Below are 13,251 nucleotides of genomic sequence, written 5' to 3' on the forward strand. Positions count from 1 at the left end.
GCCAGTCTAGTCCTACCGAACTTCACAAAATCTACCCTTGCACGCTGTGGTTTCCGTGTGAGCACATTGCAGATAACCGTCGATCGCCCGCTCCTATTCCCTGACCACGCGCAGGAGCAGCGCGAGTGCGGCTTCGACCGTGAGGGCACGGATCTGCGCCCGATCCCCCGAGAACCCGAAGACCTCTGCACTCGCTGCCTCCGGTGTCACGACGGCGATGTGCACGGTTCCGACGGGCTGGCCGTCGGGCGAGTCGGGGCCCGCGATGCCGGTGGTCGACACACCGACATCGGCGTCACGTCCGTGCACCTGCACCGCTCGGCGCACTCCGGAGGCCATCTGCAGAGCGACCTCGGCATGCACGGGTCCCTGGCGCGCCAGCAGCTCTGCATCGACGCCGAGAAGGCTGTGCTTGACAGGCGTCGCATACGCCACGACACCGCCGAGAAGAACGGTCGACGCTCCGGGAACCGCGACGACCTCAGCCGCGAGGGCTCCGCCGGTGAGCGACTCGGCGATTCCCAGCGTCCACCCGCGCGCCGAGAGCGCTGCGACGACCGCGGAGGATGCGGTCACGACGATCGCCGGGACCCTCGTACCTGCGCGACGATGTAATCGATCCCGCTCGCGACGGTGAGGATCAGCACCGCGATCATCAGGATCGCCGTGATGACTATCCACAGCTCTGCACCGATCACCACGTGCAACGGGAGCAGCGCCCAGGAGAGTGCGACGCCCTGCACGGCGGTCTTCACCTTGCCCATCCATGCCGCGGCGACGACGTGCTCCTTCGCGACGACCAGGCGGTGCACCGTGATGCCGACCTCGCGGATCAGGATGACGATCACGAGCCACCACTGCAGTTCGCCGAGAATGGCCAGTCCGACGAAACCGGCCCCGGTGAGGAGCTTGTCCGCGATCGGATCCCACAGCTTGCCGAAGTCGCTGACGATGTCGAAGCGTCGGGCGAGGTAGCCGTCGACCCAGTCAGTCGAGATCGCGACGATGAAGAGTATTCCGGCGACCCATCGCATCGCGAGACTCTCGATGCCGTACGTTCCGCCGAGGAGGAGAACGACGAAGAAGACGATGGCGAGCGGGATCCGAGCGACCGTGATCGCGTTCGGGAGCTGGCGTGGGATGCCCATCAGTCGCGCCCCGTCAATCCCCAGGCGTCTTCATCGCCGTCGTCATCGGACTCCACCACGGGCAGACCCTGGAACTGTGCCTCGACCGGATCGTGCGGCGTGCCAGCGGCCGTGGCTCCGACAGCCGTCGGCGCGGCGTTCGCGGCAGGAGCATCATCACCGCGCAGCTTGGCCATGACCTGGGGAAGCTGCTCGGCCGTGGCCAGCACGTCGCGCGCCTTGGATCCTTCCGAGGGTCCGACGATCTCTCGCGATTCGAGGAGGTCCATGAGGCGTCCGGCCTTCGCGAAACCGACGCGCAGCTTGCGCTGGAGCATCGACGTCGAACCGAACTGCGACGAGACGATGAGCTCGGCGGCCGCGAGAAGGAGCTCGAGGTCGTCGCCGATGTCCTCGTCGACCTCCTTCTTCTTCGTCGGCTCCAGGGCCTCCTGCACGTCGGGCCGGTAGTCCGGGCGGGCCTGACGCGTGACGTGCTTGACGACGGCGTCGATCTCCTTCTCGTCGACCCACGCTCCCTGCAGACGGAACGGCTTGGACGAACCCATCGGAGAGAAGAGCGCGTCGCCCTGTCCGATCAGCTTGTCGGCTCCGGGGCTGTCGAGGATGACCCGGCTGTCGGTGACACTGGTCACCGCGAAGGCGAGCCGGGACGGCACGTTCGCCTTGATCAGGCCGGTCACCACGTCGACGCTCGGACGCTGCGTGGCCAGCACCAGGTGGATGCCGGACGCGCGCGCGAGCTGCGTGATGCGCACGATCGAGTCCTCGACGTCACGCGGGGCGACCATCATCAGGTCGGCGAGCTCGTCGACCACCACGAGCAGGTACGGATACGGCTTGAGCACGCGCTCGCTGCCCACCGGAAGCTGCACCTCGCCGGCGCGGACCGCGCGGTTGAAGTCGTCGATGTGTCGGAAACCGAACGATGCGAGATCGTCGTACCGCATGTCCATCTCCTTCACGACCCACTGCAGCGCTTCGGCCGCCTTCTTCGGATTCGTGATGATGGGCGTGATGAGGTGCGGGACCCCCGCGTAGCTCGTCAGCTCGACGCGCTTCGGGTCGATGAGGACCATCCGCACATCGCTGGGTCGCGCGCGCATCAGCAGGCTCGTGATCATGGAGTTCACGAAGCTCGACTTGCCCGAGCCGGTGGATCCGGCCACGAGCAGGTGGGGCATCTTCGCCAGGTTCGCGATGACGATGTTGCCCCCGACGTCCTTTCCGACGCCGATGGTCATGGGATGCGTGCTCTTGTGCGCCGCGGGCGAGCGGAGCACGTCGCCGAGCGCGACCATCTCCTTGTCGGCGTTGGGGATCTCGATGCCGATGGCGCTCTTGCCGGGGATCGGCGAGAGGATGCGCACATCGTTGGAGGCCACCGCATACGCGAAGTTGTTGCTCAGCTGCAGGATCTTCTCGACCTTGACGCCGTGACCGACCTCGACCTCGTACTGGGTGACCGTCGGACCGCGCGAGAAGCCGGTCACCTTGGCATCGACCTTGAACTGGGTCAGCACGCTGGTGATCTGCTCGATCACCTTGTCCGTCGCCTCGGATCGCATGACCGGAGGCGGCCCTTCGACCAGGAGACCAGGAGAGGGCAGGATGTACGGCGCGACGGGAGCCTGCGGCCCGCGCTCCCCCGGCCCCGCCGTTCCGAAGCCGTCGAGACCGGGAAGCTCGGGGGCCTCGCCGGTGTCGGACCCGTCGTCGAGGAGCGCCGTGGTCTGCTGCCCGGCGAGCGAGTCGGCGACCGCGCGCACCTCCGACAGCACCTCGGTGGCCGCGTCGTAGGGGTCTTCGACGACGACGGCCTGATCGTAGGCGGGCGTCGGCTCAGCGGTCGTCAGCAGGGCCGTGATGTCGTCGGAGCCGAGGGTGCCCTCGTCGGGGTCCTCCTCGCGTCCGGTCTTGTTGCGTCGCCACCACGGCAGCACATCGGGGTCGTCGACCTTGTCGGCGTCGTCGATCGATGCGGCGTCCTTGGCGGGCTTCTCGGTGCGCTCCGCGTCGAACATCCACGCGTACAGGTCGCCGAGGCGCTGGCCGATGCGGTTGGGCGGCGTCTTCGTGAGGATCAGGACGCTGAGGGCGGCGAGGACCGACAGCAGGATGTACGCGCCGATCGGGGTGAGGTAGGACAGCGGTTCCCCGAGCATCCAGCCGAACAGACCGCCTGCCTCGCTGAGAGCGGGCATGCCGTCCTTGGGCTGCGGACGCACGAGGAGACCCGCGGAATCCGCGCGGCCTGCCGCAGTGTGGCAGAACCCCGCGAGAGCGAGGATGAACAGCCCGAACCCGATGCCGATGCGTCCGTTGTCGTGCACGGACGACGGGTGGCGGAACAGCCAGCCGGCGAGCAGGAGGAGCAGGACCGGCATGACGAAGGCCACGCGCCCGACGAGAAGCCCCACCGAGTAGGCACTGATGTTCGCAGCGACCTCGTTGCCGATGAAGAACCACTCATTGACCGCGCCGGCGATCGCCAGCAGCACGAGCAGGAACGGGAAGCCGTCGCGGCGATCGTCCTTCTCGAGGGTCTCGGGCCCGAATGCCCGGAAGAGTCCGCCCACGCCGTGGGCGAGTCCGTTCCACACCCGCACCGCCACCGGAGGCTTGTCGATCTCGTCGATGTACTTCTTGGGCGCCGCCTGAGCCTTCGGAGCGGCCTGCCTCTTCGGGCGAGGCGTGGCGCTCTCGGACGCGCGCGCTGATTTCGTGGTGCTCCTGGCCATGCTCTCACGTTACGGCGAGAGGCCGACATTCCCCGTAATGACGCGGCATTCCGGACGCTTCCGCGCCCCGGCGGCACGGTCAGGACATCCGATTCACCATCGTGTCGCGCGCGGGTCCCGACTCGGTGACGATGAAGCCCTCGGAGCGGTAGAGCGTCTTCGCGAAGTTGTCGTGCTCCACGCTGAGGCTGATCCGGGGATGCCCCTGGCTGCGGGCATGGGCTACCAGCCGTCGCAGGAGCGCCCGACCGACCCCGTGCGCCCGCCATACCTGCCGCACCCCGATGATGAGTTCGGGCACGGCCGTGCCGACGAACCCGAATCCCGGGTCGTCCTGAGCGAGGATCCGGTACCAGGCCGCCCCGATCGGCCCGTCGTCGGAGTCGACAGCCACGAAGCCCGCATCCGCCGGTCGCATCCACCCCGCCACGTAGCGACGGTGCTCGACGGCGGTGAGGATCTCATGTCGCGCGCGGGCTCCCCCCGCACGCCAGTTCGCCGCCTCGACGACCATGTCGCCGAGGAAGCTCCCGTCCGCCTGTGTGGCGGTGCGGATCGAGAAGGCGTCCGGCATGCCTGGAGGGTACGACGCCCGCGTTACAGCCGCATGACGCGCGGCTGTGAACGGGGTCGCGGCCGAGGATCAGGCCTCGATGACGAGCGGGACGATCATCGGACGGCGACGGAGCTTCTGGTTCACCCAGCGACCGATGGTCCTGCGGATCACCTGCGAGAGCGCATGCGTGTCGCGGACTCCGTTGCCGGAGGCCTCCTTCAGCGCGGCGATGATCTTCGGCGTCACGTCGTCGAACACGGAGTCGTCCTCGGCGATGCCGCGGGCGTGGATCTCGGGCCCGGAGATGATCCGGCCGGTGGCGGCGTCGACGACCACGATGACGGAGACGAACCCCTCCTCGGCGAGGATGCGACGGTCCTTGAGGTCGGCATCGGTGATGGCACCGACGGTCGAGCCGTCGACATAGACGAATCCGAGGTCGAGCTGCCCGACCACGCGCGCGTCGCCGTCCTTCAGATCGATCACGGTGCCGTTCGACGCGATGATCGTGCGCTCGGCCTCGACGCCCGTGTCCTGGGCGAGCTTGGCGTTCGCGATCAGGTGCCGGTACTCCCCGTGGACGGGGAGGACGTTCTTGGGCTTGAGGATGTTGTAGCAGTAGATGAGCTCGCCGGCGGCGGCGTGACCGGAGACGTGCACCTTGGCGTTCGCCTTGTGCACGACGTTCGCGCCGAGCTTGGTCAGGCCGTCGATCACGCGGTAGACGGCGTTCTCGTTGCCCGGGATCAGGCTGGACGCGAGGATGACCGTGTCACCGGGTCCCGGCTCGATCGCGTGGTCGAGGTTCGCCATGCGGCTGAGCACGGCCATCGGCTCGCCCTGCGACCCCGTGGACATGTACACGATCTTGTCGTCGGGGAGGTCCTTGGCCTTCTTGTAGTCGATCAGCAGTCCGCTGGGCACCTTCAGGTACCCGAGGTCCTCGGCGATCGTCATGTTGCGCAGCATGCTCCGCCCGAGCAGGGCGACGCGACGGCCGTGCGCGTGGGCGGCGTCGAGGACCTGCTGCACACGGTGGACGTGGCTGGAGAAGCTCGCGACGATGACCCGGCGCGGGGCCTTGCCGATGACCTGATCGAGCACGGGGCCGATCGAGCGCTCCGTGGGGGTGAATCCGGGGACGTCGGCGTTCGTGGAGTCCACGAGGAAGAGATCGACGCCCTCCTCGCCGAGGCGCGCGAAGGCACGCAGATCGGTGATCCGGCCGTCGAGCGGGAGCTGGTCCATCTTGAAGTCGCCGGTGGCGAGGACGAGGCCGGCGGGGGTGCGGATCGCGACCGCGAGAGCATCCGGGATCGAGTGGTTCACGGCGACGAACTCGAGGTCGAAGGGCCCGACCTTCTCGTTCTGCCCCTCCTTCACCGTCAGCGTGTACGCCTTGATGCGGTGTTCCTTGAGCTTCGCCTCGACGAGGGCGAGGGTGAGGCCCGAACCGATCACCGGGATGTCGCTCTTGAGGCGCAGCAGGTAGGGCACGGCGCCGATGTGGTCCTCGTGGCCGTGGGTGAGCACGACACCGACGATGTCGTCGAGGCGGTGCTTGATGGGCTCGAAGTCCGGCAGGATCAGGTCGACGCCCGGCTGGTGCTCCTCGGGGAAGAGCACGCCGCAGTCGACGATCAGGATCTTTCCGTCGAACTCGAAGATCGTCATGTTGCGGCCGATCTCGCCGAGTCCGCCGAGCGGGGTCACTCGGAGGGTTCCCTCGGCGAGGGCAGCGGGTTCTGAGAGCGGAATGGACATGTGGTCTCCTCAGTCGGATGCCCGAGGCATCCGTTCGTTCGTTACGACGCGCCTCGGCGCGTCAGGTGTCAGCGGGTGGTGCCGTGCACTTTCGGCAGGGCGCCGCCCGCGGCCGCGTTGCGGTCGGGGCGGAAGTTGGAGAAGTCGGCACCGGCGAGATCGCTGACGAGGTCGAGCTCGTCCTCGATGAGGGCGGCCTCCCACTCTTCGGGACCGACGAGCGGCAGACGCACGCGGGGGCTCGAGATGCGCCCGAGGCCGTGCAGGATGTACTTCGCCGCGACCGTTCCCGGCACGTGCGTCATGACCGCGCGCACCAGGGGCTCGAGACGCTTGTGCTCGACGGTGGCTGTGGCGAGATCGCCGCGGTTCACCGCGTCGATGATCGTGCGGTACGGGGTGGCGGTGATGTTCGCGGTCACGCCGATCAGGCCGGTGGCGCCGATCGAGAGATGCGGGAGCGCGTTCGCGTCGTCGCCGGAGAAGTACATCAGATCGGTCTGGTTCAGCACGCGGCTGACTTCGGAGAAGTCGCCCTTCGCATCCTTCACCGCGAGGATGTTCGGGTGCTTCGCGAGGCGCAGGATGGTCTCGTACTTGATCGGCACGCCGGTGCGCCCGGGGATGTCGTAGAGGATGACCGGCAGATCGGTGGCGTCAGCCACGAGTCGGAAATGCGTGAGGATCCCCGCCTGCGTGGGCTTGTTGTAATACGGGGTGACGATCATGATGCCGTCCGCCCCGGCCTTCTCGCTGGCCCGATACAGCTCGATCGCGTGCGCGGTCTCGTTCGATCCACCGCCGGTGATGATCTTCGCGCGCCCGGACGAGACGGACTTGCCGACCTCGACGAGCCTGAGCTTCTCGGGGTCGGTGAGCGTGGAGGTCTCCCCCGTCGTCCCCGTCACGACGATGCCGTCGGCACCCGCGGTGATGACGTCGTCGATGTGCTTCTCGACGGCGGGCCAGTCGACTTCGCCGTCGGCCGTCATCGGAGTGACGAGCGCGACGAGGACCTGTCCGAAGGGATTGCCCGAATGCGTCATGCCCCCCAGCGTATCGCTTCGGCTGCTGCTCACGCAGACGGGGCGGGGCGGATGACGTCGCCGCGGGCGACGGCGATCTTCTCGCGGAGTAGAAGACCCACCAACTCACCGACCGTGGCCTCTTTCACATGCTTCCGGAACATCTCGATGCCGGTGATGCGTGTCTGCGCCTGCACGACGCCCTCACGCAGCACCTGGATGTCATCGTCCACCCGCAGCACGCCTGATCTCATCGTGCCCGTGGCGACCATTCCGCGCCCTGTGATCGTGAAGACGTCCTCGACCTGGAACTCCGCCCCGGTCGAGTGCACGGAGAGCATGCCGGATGCCGCAGGGCGCGTCCTGTCGTCGACCGCCGGCTCCGGCGCGGCACCGGAGGTCATCGCCGTGAGTCGCGCGGCCTCGGCCTCGTTGTACCGCCGGAGCACCTCGTTCGCGTCCTCGGCGTCTCGCTTTCTTCCGAACAGCCATCCCATACGGACGATCCTACGGAGCCACCTAGGCTCGACACCATGACATGGGTCACACACGAGTCGTCGACGGTCTACGCGAACCGGTGGATCGAGGTGCGGGAGGACCAGGTCACGGGCCCCGCCGGCGACGGGATCTACGGCGTGGTGACGATGAGGCATCCGGCTGTCTTCGTGATCGCGCTCGACGACGAGGATCGGATCTGCCTCGTCACCCTCGAGCGGTACACGACGGGCGTCTCGATCGAGGTGCCGGCAGGGGGAAGCGACGGCGAGGACCCTCTCGTGGCCGCGAAGCGCGAGCTGCTCGAGGAGACGGGGTTCGTCGCCGCCGACTGGACGCCGCTCGGAACCATGAACGCCCTGAACGGCATCGCGGATGCACCCGAGCACGTGTACCTGGCCCGCAGCCTGACCTCGGCGGACGATTCCACGCGCACGCAGGCGGAGGAGGGCATCGATGCCGTCAGCTGGGTGCCGTTCGCCGAGACGCTGCGCATGATCGCCGACGGGCGCATCACCGACGGGGAGACCGTGGCGGCGCTCGCCTACGCCGGCATCCACCTGCGCAGATTCCGCTGAACGGCGTCGGTGCGCCCGAGGGCGATCGCTCCGAGCACGCGGATCAGACGCGCCCGCGCCTCGCCACACCCGATGTCACGGAGCTCGGGAGCAGGCTCGCGACTGCCACGATCGCCTTGTAGCGCAGCGACGGGACCGAGACGGCCCTGCCTCGCGCCGCATCGCGGAGACCCTCACGGACCACGTCTCGCGCATCGAGCCACAGGAAGGACGGGACGCCCTCGTGACCGGGGGCGAGTCCCATCCGCTCATGGAACGTCGTGTGCGTGAACCCCGGGCAGACCGCCGTCACGCTGACCTTCTCGGACGCGTATTCGACATTCGCCCAGCGACTGAAGCCGATGAGCCAGCTCTTGCACGCCGAGTAGGTGGAGCGAGAGATGAAGCCGGCGACGGAGGCGACGTTGATGATGCGTCCTCCGCGGCCGCGCATCGATCCGAGCGCGGCATGCATGAGGCGCATCGATGCCTCGACATGCACCCGCAGGTGGCGCACCTCGTCGTCGATGTCGTTGTCGGCGAACTGCAGCGGCAGCCCGAAGCCCGCGTTGTTGATCAGGAGGTCCACCGGGTCCGACGCATCGCCGAGACGATCGGCCACGCGCTGCACATCGGCCGTGATCGACAGATCGGCCGCGAGCACCTCCACCGCCACACCGTATTCGCCGCGCAGTTCCGCGGCGACGTCTTCGAGAGCCTCGGTCGTCCGCGCGACGAGGATCAGGTCCGCCCGTCGACGAGCCAGCTCGCGGGCGAACTCGGCGCCGAGTCCGGCGCTCGCGCCCGTGATGAGTGCGGTGGGCATCAGCGCTCGTATCCGAGGAAGCGGTAGCGGATGCCGGAGCGCGACGTCTCCCACTCCGACTCGTCGACCAGCCGCCAGCCGGTCTTGTCGGGCGCGTAGGCGTCGCCGGTGACGTCGAGATCGAGCTCCGTGACCTCCAGGCGGTCCGCATCGGCGATCACCAGGCGGAAGATCTCCGCCCCGCCGATGATCCAGACCCTCTCGTGTCCGCGTACCGCATCGATCACGGTGGCAGCACGGGTGGCGCCCTCCGCGGACCAGTCCTGCTGTCTCGTGACCACGATGTTGTCGCGACCGGGAAGAGGACGGAACCGCGGGGGCAGAGAGTCCCAGGTCTTGCGTCCCATGATCACGGGCGCGCCGAGGGTCGTCTCCTTGAAGTGGGCGAGGTCCTCGGGGACGTTCCAGGGCATGCCGCCTTCGGCGCCGATGACCCCTCCCCTGGCTTCCGCCCAGATGAGGCCGACCCAGGTCATACCGCGACCGCCGCGCGGATCGGGGCGTGGTGCTGGTAGTCGTCGACGACGAAGTCCTCGTACCGGTAGTCGAACACGGACTCCGGGGTGCGGGCGAAGCGCAGCGTCGGATAGGGATACGGCTCCCGGCTCAGCTGCTCGCGCACCTGCTCGACGTGGTTGTCGTAGATGTGGCAGTCGCCACCGGTCCAGACGAAGTCGCCGGGCTCGAGCCCCACCTGCTGCGCGACCATGAGGGTGAGCAGCGCGTAGGAGGCGATGTTGAACGGCACTCCCAGGAAGAGATCGGCGCTGCGCTGGTAGAGCTGGCAGGAGAGCCTGCCGTCGGCGACGTAGAACTGGAAGAGGGCGTGGCAGGGCGCGAGGGCCATGTCCGGGATGTCGGCGGGGTTCCACGCCGACACGATGAGGCGACGAGAGTCGGGCGACTGACGGATCTGCTCGATCACCTCGGCGAGCTGATCGATGCTCCGACCGTCCGGAGTCGGCCACGAGCGCCACTGCACGCCGTACACCGGACCGAGGTCGCCGGTCTCGTCGGCCCATTCATCCCAGATCGTGACCCCGTTGTCCTGCAGCCACCTGACATTCGACTCGCCGCGGAGGAACCAGAGCAGCTCGTAGGCGATCGATTTGAAGTGCACGCGCTTCGTCGTGATCAGGGGGAAGCCCTGGGAGAGATCGAAGCGGATCTGCCGGCCGAAGACGCTGGTGGTCCCGGTGCCGGTGCGATCCGACTTGTGCGTGCCGGACTCCAGCACGTCGCGGAGCAAGTCTTCATACGGCGTCGGGACGGCTGCGCTCATGTCTGCCAGACTACCCGCCCTCGGGGCGCGGATGCCCGATCGTCATGAGCCGACACAACCACCCTCGGCCTGTCATCGGCCCCGTATCCTCGATCCATGTCGCCCGCACTCGCCCTCGCCGCGGCCGTGGCTCTGCTCGCGCTCGCCACCGCCGTCGGCATCGTGCTGCGCGTCCGCGACGGCCGCCGGCGAGCGGGCGGTCGACTGCGTTTCGACCCCGCCGATGCGGGCGTCGGCGCTCTGGGTTCTCAGGCCACCCTGGTGCAGTTCAGCACCGAGATGTGCACGCGCTGCCCGCAGGTGCGACGGATGCTCTCGTCGTACGTCGCCGAGCACGACGGCGTGCACCATGTCGAGGTCGATCTCACCCATCGCCCCGACCTGGCGTCCCGCTATCGGGTGCTCCAGACCCCCACCACCTTCGTCGTCGACGCCTCGGGCGCCGTCGTGGCCCGCTTCCACGGCGTACCGCAGCGCCACGCCCTGACCGACGCCCTCGCCGCCTGACGAGAGATCCTGGAGCAGAGATGACCAGCACCCCCGGTATCGACCCGCGCGGGCCGCGTTTCGCGGCCACGATCACGACAGTGCTCCTGCTGGTGGCCACCTTCCTCGGTCTGATCGGGATCTCGACAGCCCGGACGTTCGGCTGGTTCGCGTACCAGCCGCTCGCGACGGCGGAATTCGGATCCAGCACCTGGGCGGTCGCCTCGGCATCGCTCGCCCAGCGGGCAGTCGACCCGGGCTTCCTCCTCGCCGTCGTGATCGCGCTCCTGTTCCTCTGGGGCGTCGCATGGCCCTCGACCGCACCCTGGGGCGTCGTCTTCCGGCGGTTCGTGCGCCCTCGGCTCTCGCCCCCGACCGAGCTCGAGGACCCGCGTCCGCCGCGCTTCGCACAGGGCGTCGGGCTCTTCGTCGTCACCGTCGGACTCGTCCTGCATCTGGTCGGCGTGCCGTGGGCGCTTCCGATCGCGACCGCCGCGGCCTTCGTCGCCGCGTTCCTGAACGCCGCCTTCTCGGTCTGCCTCGGCTGCCAGCTGTACCTGCTCCTGCAGCGCGCAGGACTCGTCGCGCGCGGCTCCGCCGCGACTTGAGGATAAAGCGCCGCCCGCCCGAGCACTGTTCCCCCGCCTCGCCCCGCTCGGTAGGCTGACAGGACACGCGTCCGCACATCCCGCAGCGCGAGAATCGGAGAGATCATGCCCGTCACCAGCGAAGCCGCCACCACCTGGACCGGATCCCTCGCGGAGGGCTCGGGCACCGTGTCGTTCTCCTCGTCGAAGCTCGGCACCTTCCCCATCAACTGGAAGGCGCGCAGCGAAGGCAGCGACACGACCACCACTCCGGAGGAGCTGATCGCCGCCGCTCACGCCTCGTGCTTCAGCATGGCGCTGTCTCACGCGCTCTCCGAGAACGGCACTCCGCCCGAGCGCGTCGACACCAGCGCCTCGGTCACCTTCAAGCCGGGCGTCGGGATCTCCGGCAGCCACCTCAACGTCAACGCCGTCGTACCAGGGCTGAGCGCCGAGGACTTCCAGCGGATCGCCGCCGACGCCAAGGTCGGCTGCCCGGTCTCCCAGGCTCTCGCGGGCATCGAGATCACGCTCGAGGCCACGCTGGCCTGAGTCGCCTCAGCCTCGCGCCGCGCGGATCGCCGCACGGATGCTCGCGCGGGCGTCCTTGCGGCGCCCTGCGGCGTCCTGCACCACCCCGAGCCGATACCGTGCTCTCCAGTCGCTCGGGGCAGCGTCGGCCTCGGCTGCATACCGCGCGATCAGCGGGTCGGCATCCGCGCGAGCGATACGCCCACTGGGGGTGAGCTCCGACTCCGCCTCCGGCATGCCGCCCTCGGAATCGAGTTCACGGCCCAGACGGTCCGCCGCGAATCCGAACTGCATCTCCCGCACCAGCGCCCAGGCACCGATCGGCGCGAGCACGATCAATGCGACTCCCATACCGATCGACACCGCGGTGCCGACGGCGAAGAACATCACCGCGAGCCAGATCGCGACCGCGAGGTAGACCAGCAGCGCCGCGGCCATGAGGGCGACGCCGATCCTCGACATCATGAGCGGATGCCGATGTCGATCATGCTCTCCAGCCCGACGTGCACGCCGGTGGCCTGCGCGGCGAACGGCACCGCGAGGCGGATTCCGGGCGCGTAGGCGAGAGCGGGCTCGACGGTGTCGTGGGTGAAGGTGAGCGACTCCCCGGGGCCCGCGAGCACGACCTCCTGCTTCGCGATCACGCCTGGACGACGCAGCGAATGGATGGGCACACTGCCCACCTGCTGACCACGGGCACGCTGGTCGGCGTGAGGCGCGCTCACCGGCCCCTGCTCCGCCCTGGCGGCGGCGATCAGCTCGGCCGTCCGCACGGCGGTGCCGCTCGGGGAATCGACCTTCGCCTCGTGGTGCGCCTCGACGATCTCCGCGGACCCGAAGAACGGCGCGGCCGCGGCGGCGAGGGCGGACCCCAGCACGGATCCGAGGGAGAAGTTCGGGATGAACACCGCACCGGTACCCGCATCCTCGACGAGCGGACGCACCAGTGCGAGCCGCTGGGTCGACCAGCCGGAGGTCGCCACGAGCACGTTGATGCGGCGCTCGACCGCCGCGCGCACGACGTCGATGCTCACCTGGGGCGTGGTGGCGTCGATCACGAGTCCGGCGCCGTCCAGCTCGGCGAGATCGCTGCGCGATGTGAGCACGCGGCCCACCTCGAAGCCCTCGAGGTCGTCGATCACCGCGCGGATGATCGAGCCGAGCTTGCCGGTTCCGCCGACGAGTGCTACCTGGATGGTCATGCGCCCAGTCTATTTCGCTGCGGCTCCGTGCCCCGGCGGCGGGCCGAGGGC

Annotated in this window: 16 protein-coding genes; 4 read left to right on the forward strand and 12 right to left on the reverse strand. The window is 68.6% G+C overall.

The window, feature by feature from the left end; translation table 11 throughout:
• Nucleotides 1-93 precede the first annotated feature (93 nt).
• The 7 genes from FQ142_RS10280 to FQ142_RS10310 all read right to left on the reverse strand — a co-directional run bounded on the left by FQ142_RS10280 (nucleotide 94) and on the right by FQ142_RS10310 (nucleotide 7,731).
• On the reverse strand, nucleotides 94-582 hold the full coding sequence (locus FQ142_RS10280) for a CinA family protein (RefSeq protein WP_410477439.1): 489 nt from the start codon (nucleotides 580-582) through the stop codon (nucleotides 94-96).
• Nucleotides 573-1,148 (reverse strand): CDP-diacylglycerol--glycerol-3-phosphate 3-phosphatidyltransferase, encoded by a 576-nt coding sequence (pgsA, locus tag FQ142_RS10285; protein ID WP_149423196.1) that lies wholly within the window; start codon nucleotides 1,146-1,148, stop codon nucleotides 573-575. The genes FQ142_RS10280 and pgsA overlap by 10 nt, the downstream gene beginning before the upstream one ends.
• Nucleotides 1,148-3,889 (reverse strand): FtsK/SpoIIIE family DNA translocase, encoded by a 2,742-nt coding sequence (locus FQ142_RS10290; protein ID WP_149423197.1) that lies wholly within the window; start codon nucleotides 3,887-3,889, stop codon nucleotides 1,148-1,150. The genes pgsA and FQ142_RS10290 overlap by 1 nt, the downstream gene beginning before the upstream one ends.
• Before the next feature lie 79 nt (nucleotides 3,890-3,968).
• Complete coding sequence (locus FQ142_RS10295; protein WP_149423198.1) at nucleotides 3,969-4,463, reverse strand: GNAT family N-acetyltransferase; 495 nt, start codon at nucleotides 4,461-4,463, stop codon at nucleotides 3,969-3,971.
• Nucleotides 4,464-4,532: 69 nt separating this feature from the next.
• On the reverse strand, nucleotides 4,533-6,209 hold the full coding sequence (locus tag FQ142_RS10300; protein WP_056416885.1) for a ribonuclease J: 1,677 nt from the start codon (nucleotides 6,207-6,209) through the stop codon (nucleotides 4,533-4,535).
• Between the two features lie 68 nt (nucleotides 6,210-6,277).
• Nucleotides 6,278-7,255 carry a 4-hydroxy-tetrahydrodipicolinate synthase gene (gene dapA / locus FQ142_RS10305; RefSeq protein ID WP_149423199.1) on the reverse strand — a complete coding sequence of 326 codons (978 nt, stop codon included), beginning with the start codon at nucleotides 7,253-7,255 and terminating at the stop codon, nucleotides 6,278-6,280.
• 29 nt (nucleotides 7,256-7,284) lie between these two features.
• Entirely contained in the window at nucleotides 7,285-7,731 is a 447-nt protein-coding gene (locus tag FQ142_RS10310; protein WP_188042366.1) for an EF-Tu/IF-2/RF-3 family GTPase, read from the reverse strand.
• Nucleotides 7,732-7,767: 36 nt separating this feature from the next.
• On the opposite strand from FQ142_RS10310, the gene FQ142_RS10315 reads away from it, so the two are divergent.
• Entirely contained in the window at nucleotides 7,768-8,307 is a 540-nt protein-coding gene (locus FQ142_RS10315; RefSeq protein ID WP_149423201.1) for an NUDIX domain-containing protein, read from the forward strand.
• A gap of 43 nt (nucleotides 8,308-8,350) precedes the next feature.
• Here the strand turns inward: FQ142_RS10315 and FQ142_RS10320 are convergent, their stop codons facing one another.
• From FQ142_RS10320 to FQ142_RS10330, 3 genes are read right to left on the reverse strand one after another with little or no spacing between them, the layout of a single operon-like run.
• Nucleotides 8,351-9,112 (reverse strand): SDR family NAD(P)-dependent oxidoreductase, encoded by a 762-nt coding sequence (locus tag FQ142_RS10320; RefSeq protein ID WP_149423202.1) that lies wholly within the window; start codon nucleotides 9,110-9,112, stop codon nucleotides 8,351-8,353.
• Nucleotides 9,112-9,588, reverse strand: coding sequence for a dihydrofolate reductase (locus tag FQ142_RS10325; RefSeq protein ID WP_149423203.1), 477 nt, complete (start codon nucleotides 9,586-9,588; stop codon nucleotides 9,112-9,114). Before FQ142_RS10325 ends, FQ142_RS10320 begins: the two co-directional genes overlap by 1 nt.
• Nucleotides 9,585-10,394 (reverse strand): thymidylate synthase, encoded by an 810-nt coding sequence (locus FQ142_RS10330; protein WP_149423204.1) that lies wholly within the window; start codon nucleotides 10,392-10,394, stop codon nucleotides 9,585-9,587. Before FQ142_RS10330 ends, FQ142_RS10325 begins: the two co-directional genes overlap by 4 nt.
• 96 nt (nucleotides 10,395-10,490) lie before the next feature.
• Here FQ142_RS10330 and FQ142_RS10335 point away from each other — a divergent pair, with 96 nt between their 5' ends.
• The 3 genes from FQ142_RS10335 (at nucleotide 10,491) to FQ142_RS10345 (ending at nucleotide 12,019) form a co-directional block, all read left to right on the forward strand.
• Nucleotides 10,491-10,901, forward strand: coding sequence for a thioredoxin family protein (locus tag FQ142_RS10335; protein ID WP_149423205.1), 411 nt, complete (start codon nucleotides 10,491-10,493; stop codon nucleotides 10,899-10,901).
• A gap of 20 nt (nucleotides 10,902-10,921) precedes the next feature.
• A complete protein-coding gene (locus tag FQ142_RS10340) occupies nucleotides 10,922-11,488 on the forward strand; it encodes a DUF4395 domain-containing protein (protein WP_149423206.1) in 567 nt (188 codons plus the stop codon).
• Nucleotides 11,489-11,593: 105 nt separating this feature from the next.
• Nucleotides 11,594-12,019: an OsmC family peroxiredoxin gene (locus FQ142_RS10345; protein WP_056416857.1), complete on the forward strand. Its 426-nt coding sequence runs from the start codon at nucleotides 11,594-11,596 to the stop codon at nucleotides 12,017-12,019.
• Between the two features lie 6 nt (nucleotides 12,020-12,025).
• On the opposite strand, the gene FQ142_RS10350 is transcribed toward FQ142_RS10345, so the two are convergent.
• The gene (locus FQ142_RS10350) at nucleotides 12,026-12,463 is read right to left on the reverse strand and encodes a hypothetical protein (protein WP_262492120.1); all 438 of its coding nucleotides are present in this window, start codon (nucleotides 12,461-12,463) and stop codon (nucleotides 12,026-12,028) included.
• A complete protein-coding gene (gene dapB / locus FQ142_RS10355; protein WP_149423207.1) occupies nucleotides 12,460-13,200 on the reverse strand; it encodes a 4-hydroxy-tetrahydrodipicolinate reductase in 741 nt (246 codons plus the stop codon). The genes FQ142_RS10350 and dapB overlap by 4 nt, the downstream gene beginning before the upstream one ends.
• Between the last annotated feature and the right edge of the window lie 51 nt (nucleotides 13,201-13,251).

The organism is Microbacterium sp. ANT_H45B (genome assembly GCF_008369345.1).
GTDB lineage: Bacteria > Actinomycetota > Actinomycetes > Actinomycetales > Microbacteriaceae > Microbacterium.

Excerpts from the sequence above, each read along its gene's own strand:
- pgsA (WP_149423196.1), bottom strand. The coding sequence starts at position 1,148 with ATGGGCATCCCACGCCAGCTCCCGAACGCGATCACGGTCGCTCGGATC.
- FQ142_RS10290 (WP_149423197.1), bottom strand. The coding sequence starts at position 3,889 with ATGGCCAGGAGCACCACGAAATCAGCGCGCGCGTCCGAGAGCGCCACG.
- FQ142_RS10295 (WP_149423198.1), bottom strand. The coding sequence starts at position 4,463 with ATGCCGGACGCCTTCTCGATCCGCACCGCCACACAGGCGGACGGGAGC.
- FQ142_RS10300 (WP_056416885.1), bottom strand. The coding sequence starts at position 6,209 with ATGTCCATTCCGCTCTCAGAACCCGCTGCCCTCGCCGAGGGAACCCTC.
- dapA (WP_149423199.1), bottom strand. The coding sequence starts at position 7,255 with ATGACGCATTCGGGCAATCCCTTCGGACAGGTCCTCGTCGCGCTCGTC.
- FQ142_RS10310 (WP_188042366.1), bottom strand. The coding sequence starts at position 7,731 with ATGGGATGGCTGTTCGGAAGAAAGCGAGACGCCGAGGACGCGAACGAG.
- FQ142_RS10315 (WP_149423201.1), top strand. The coding sequence starts at position 7,768 with ATGACATGGGTCACACACGAGTCGTCGACGGTCTACGCGAACCGGTGG.
- FQ142_RS10320 (WP_149423202.1), bottom strand. The coding sequence starts at position 9,112 with ATGCCCACCGCACTCATCACGGGCGCGAGCGCCGGACTCGGCGCCGAG.
- FQ142_RS10325 (WP_149423203.1), bottom strand. The coding sequence starts at position 9,588 with ATGACCTGGGTCGGCCTCATCTGGGCGGAAGCCAGGGGAGGGGTCATC.
- FQ142_RS10330 (WP_149423204.1), bottom strand. The coding sequence starts at position 10,394 with ATGAGCGCAGCCGTCCCGACGCCGTATGAAGACTTGCTCCGCGACGTG.
- FQ142_RS10335 (WP_149423205.1), top strand. The coding sequence starts at position 10,491 with ATGTCGCCCGCACTCGCCCTCGCCGCGGCCGTGGCTCTGCTCGCGCTC.
- FQ142_RS10340 (WP_149423206.1), top strand. The coding sequence starts at position 10,922 with ATGACCAGCACCCCCGGTATCGACCCGCGCGGGCCGCGTTTCGCGGCC.
- FQ142_RS10345 (WP_056416857.1), top strand. The coding sequence starts at position 11,594 with ATGCCCGTCACCAGCGAAGCCGCCACCACCTGGACCGGATCCCTCGCG.
- FQ142_RS10350 (WP_262492120.1), bottom strand. The coding sequence starts at position 12,463 with ATGATGTCGAGGATCGGCGTCGCCCTCATGGCCGCGGCGCTGCTGGTC.
- dapB (WP_149423207.1), bottom strand. The coding sequence starts at position 13,200 with ATGACCATCCAGGTAGCACTCGTCGGCGGAACCGGCAAGCTCGGCTCG.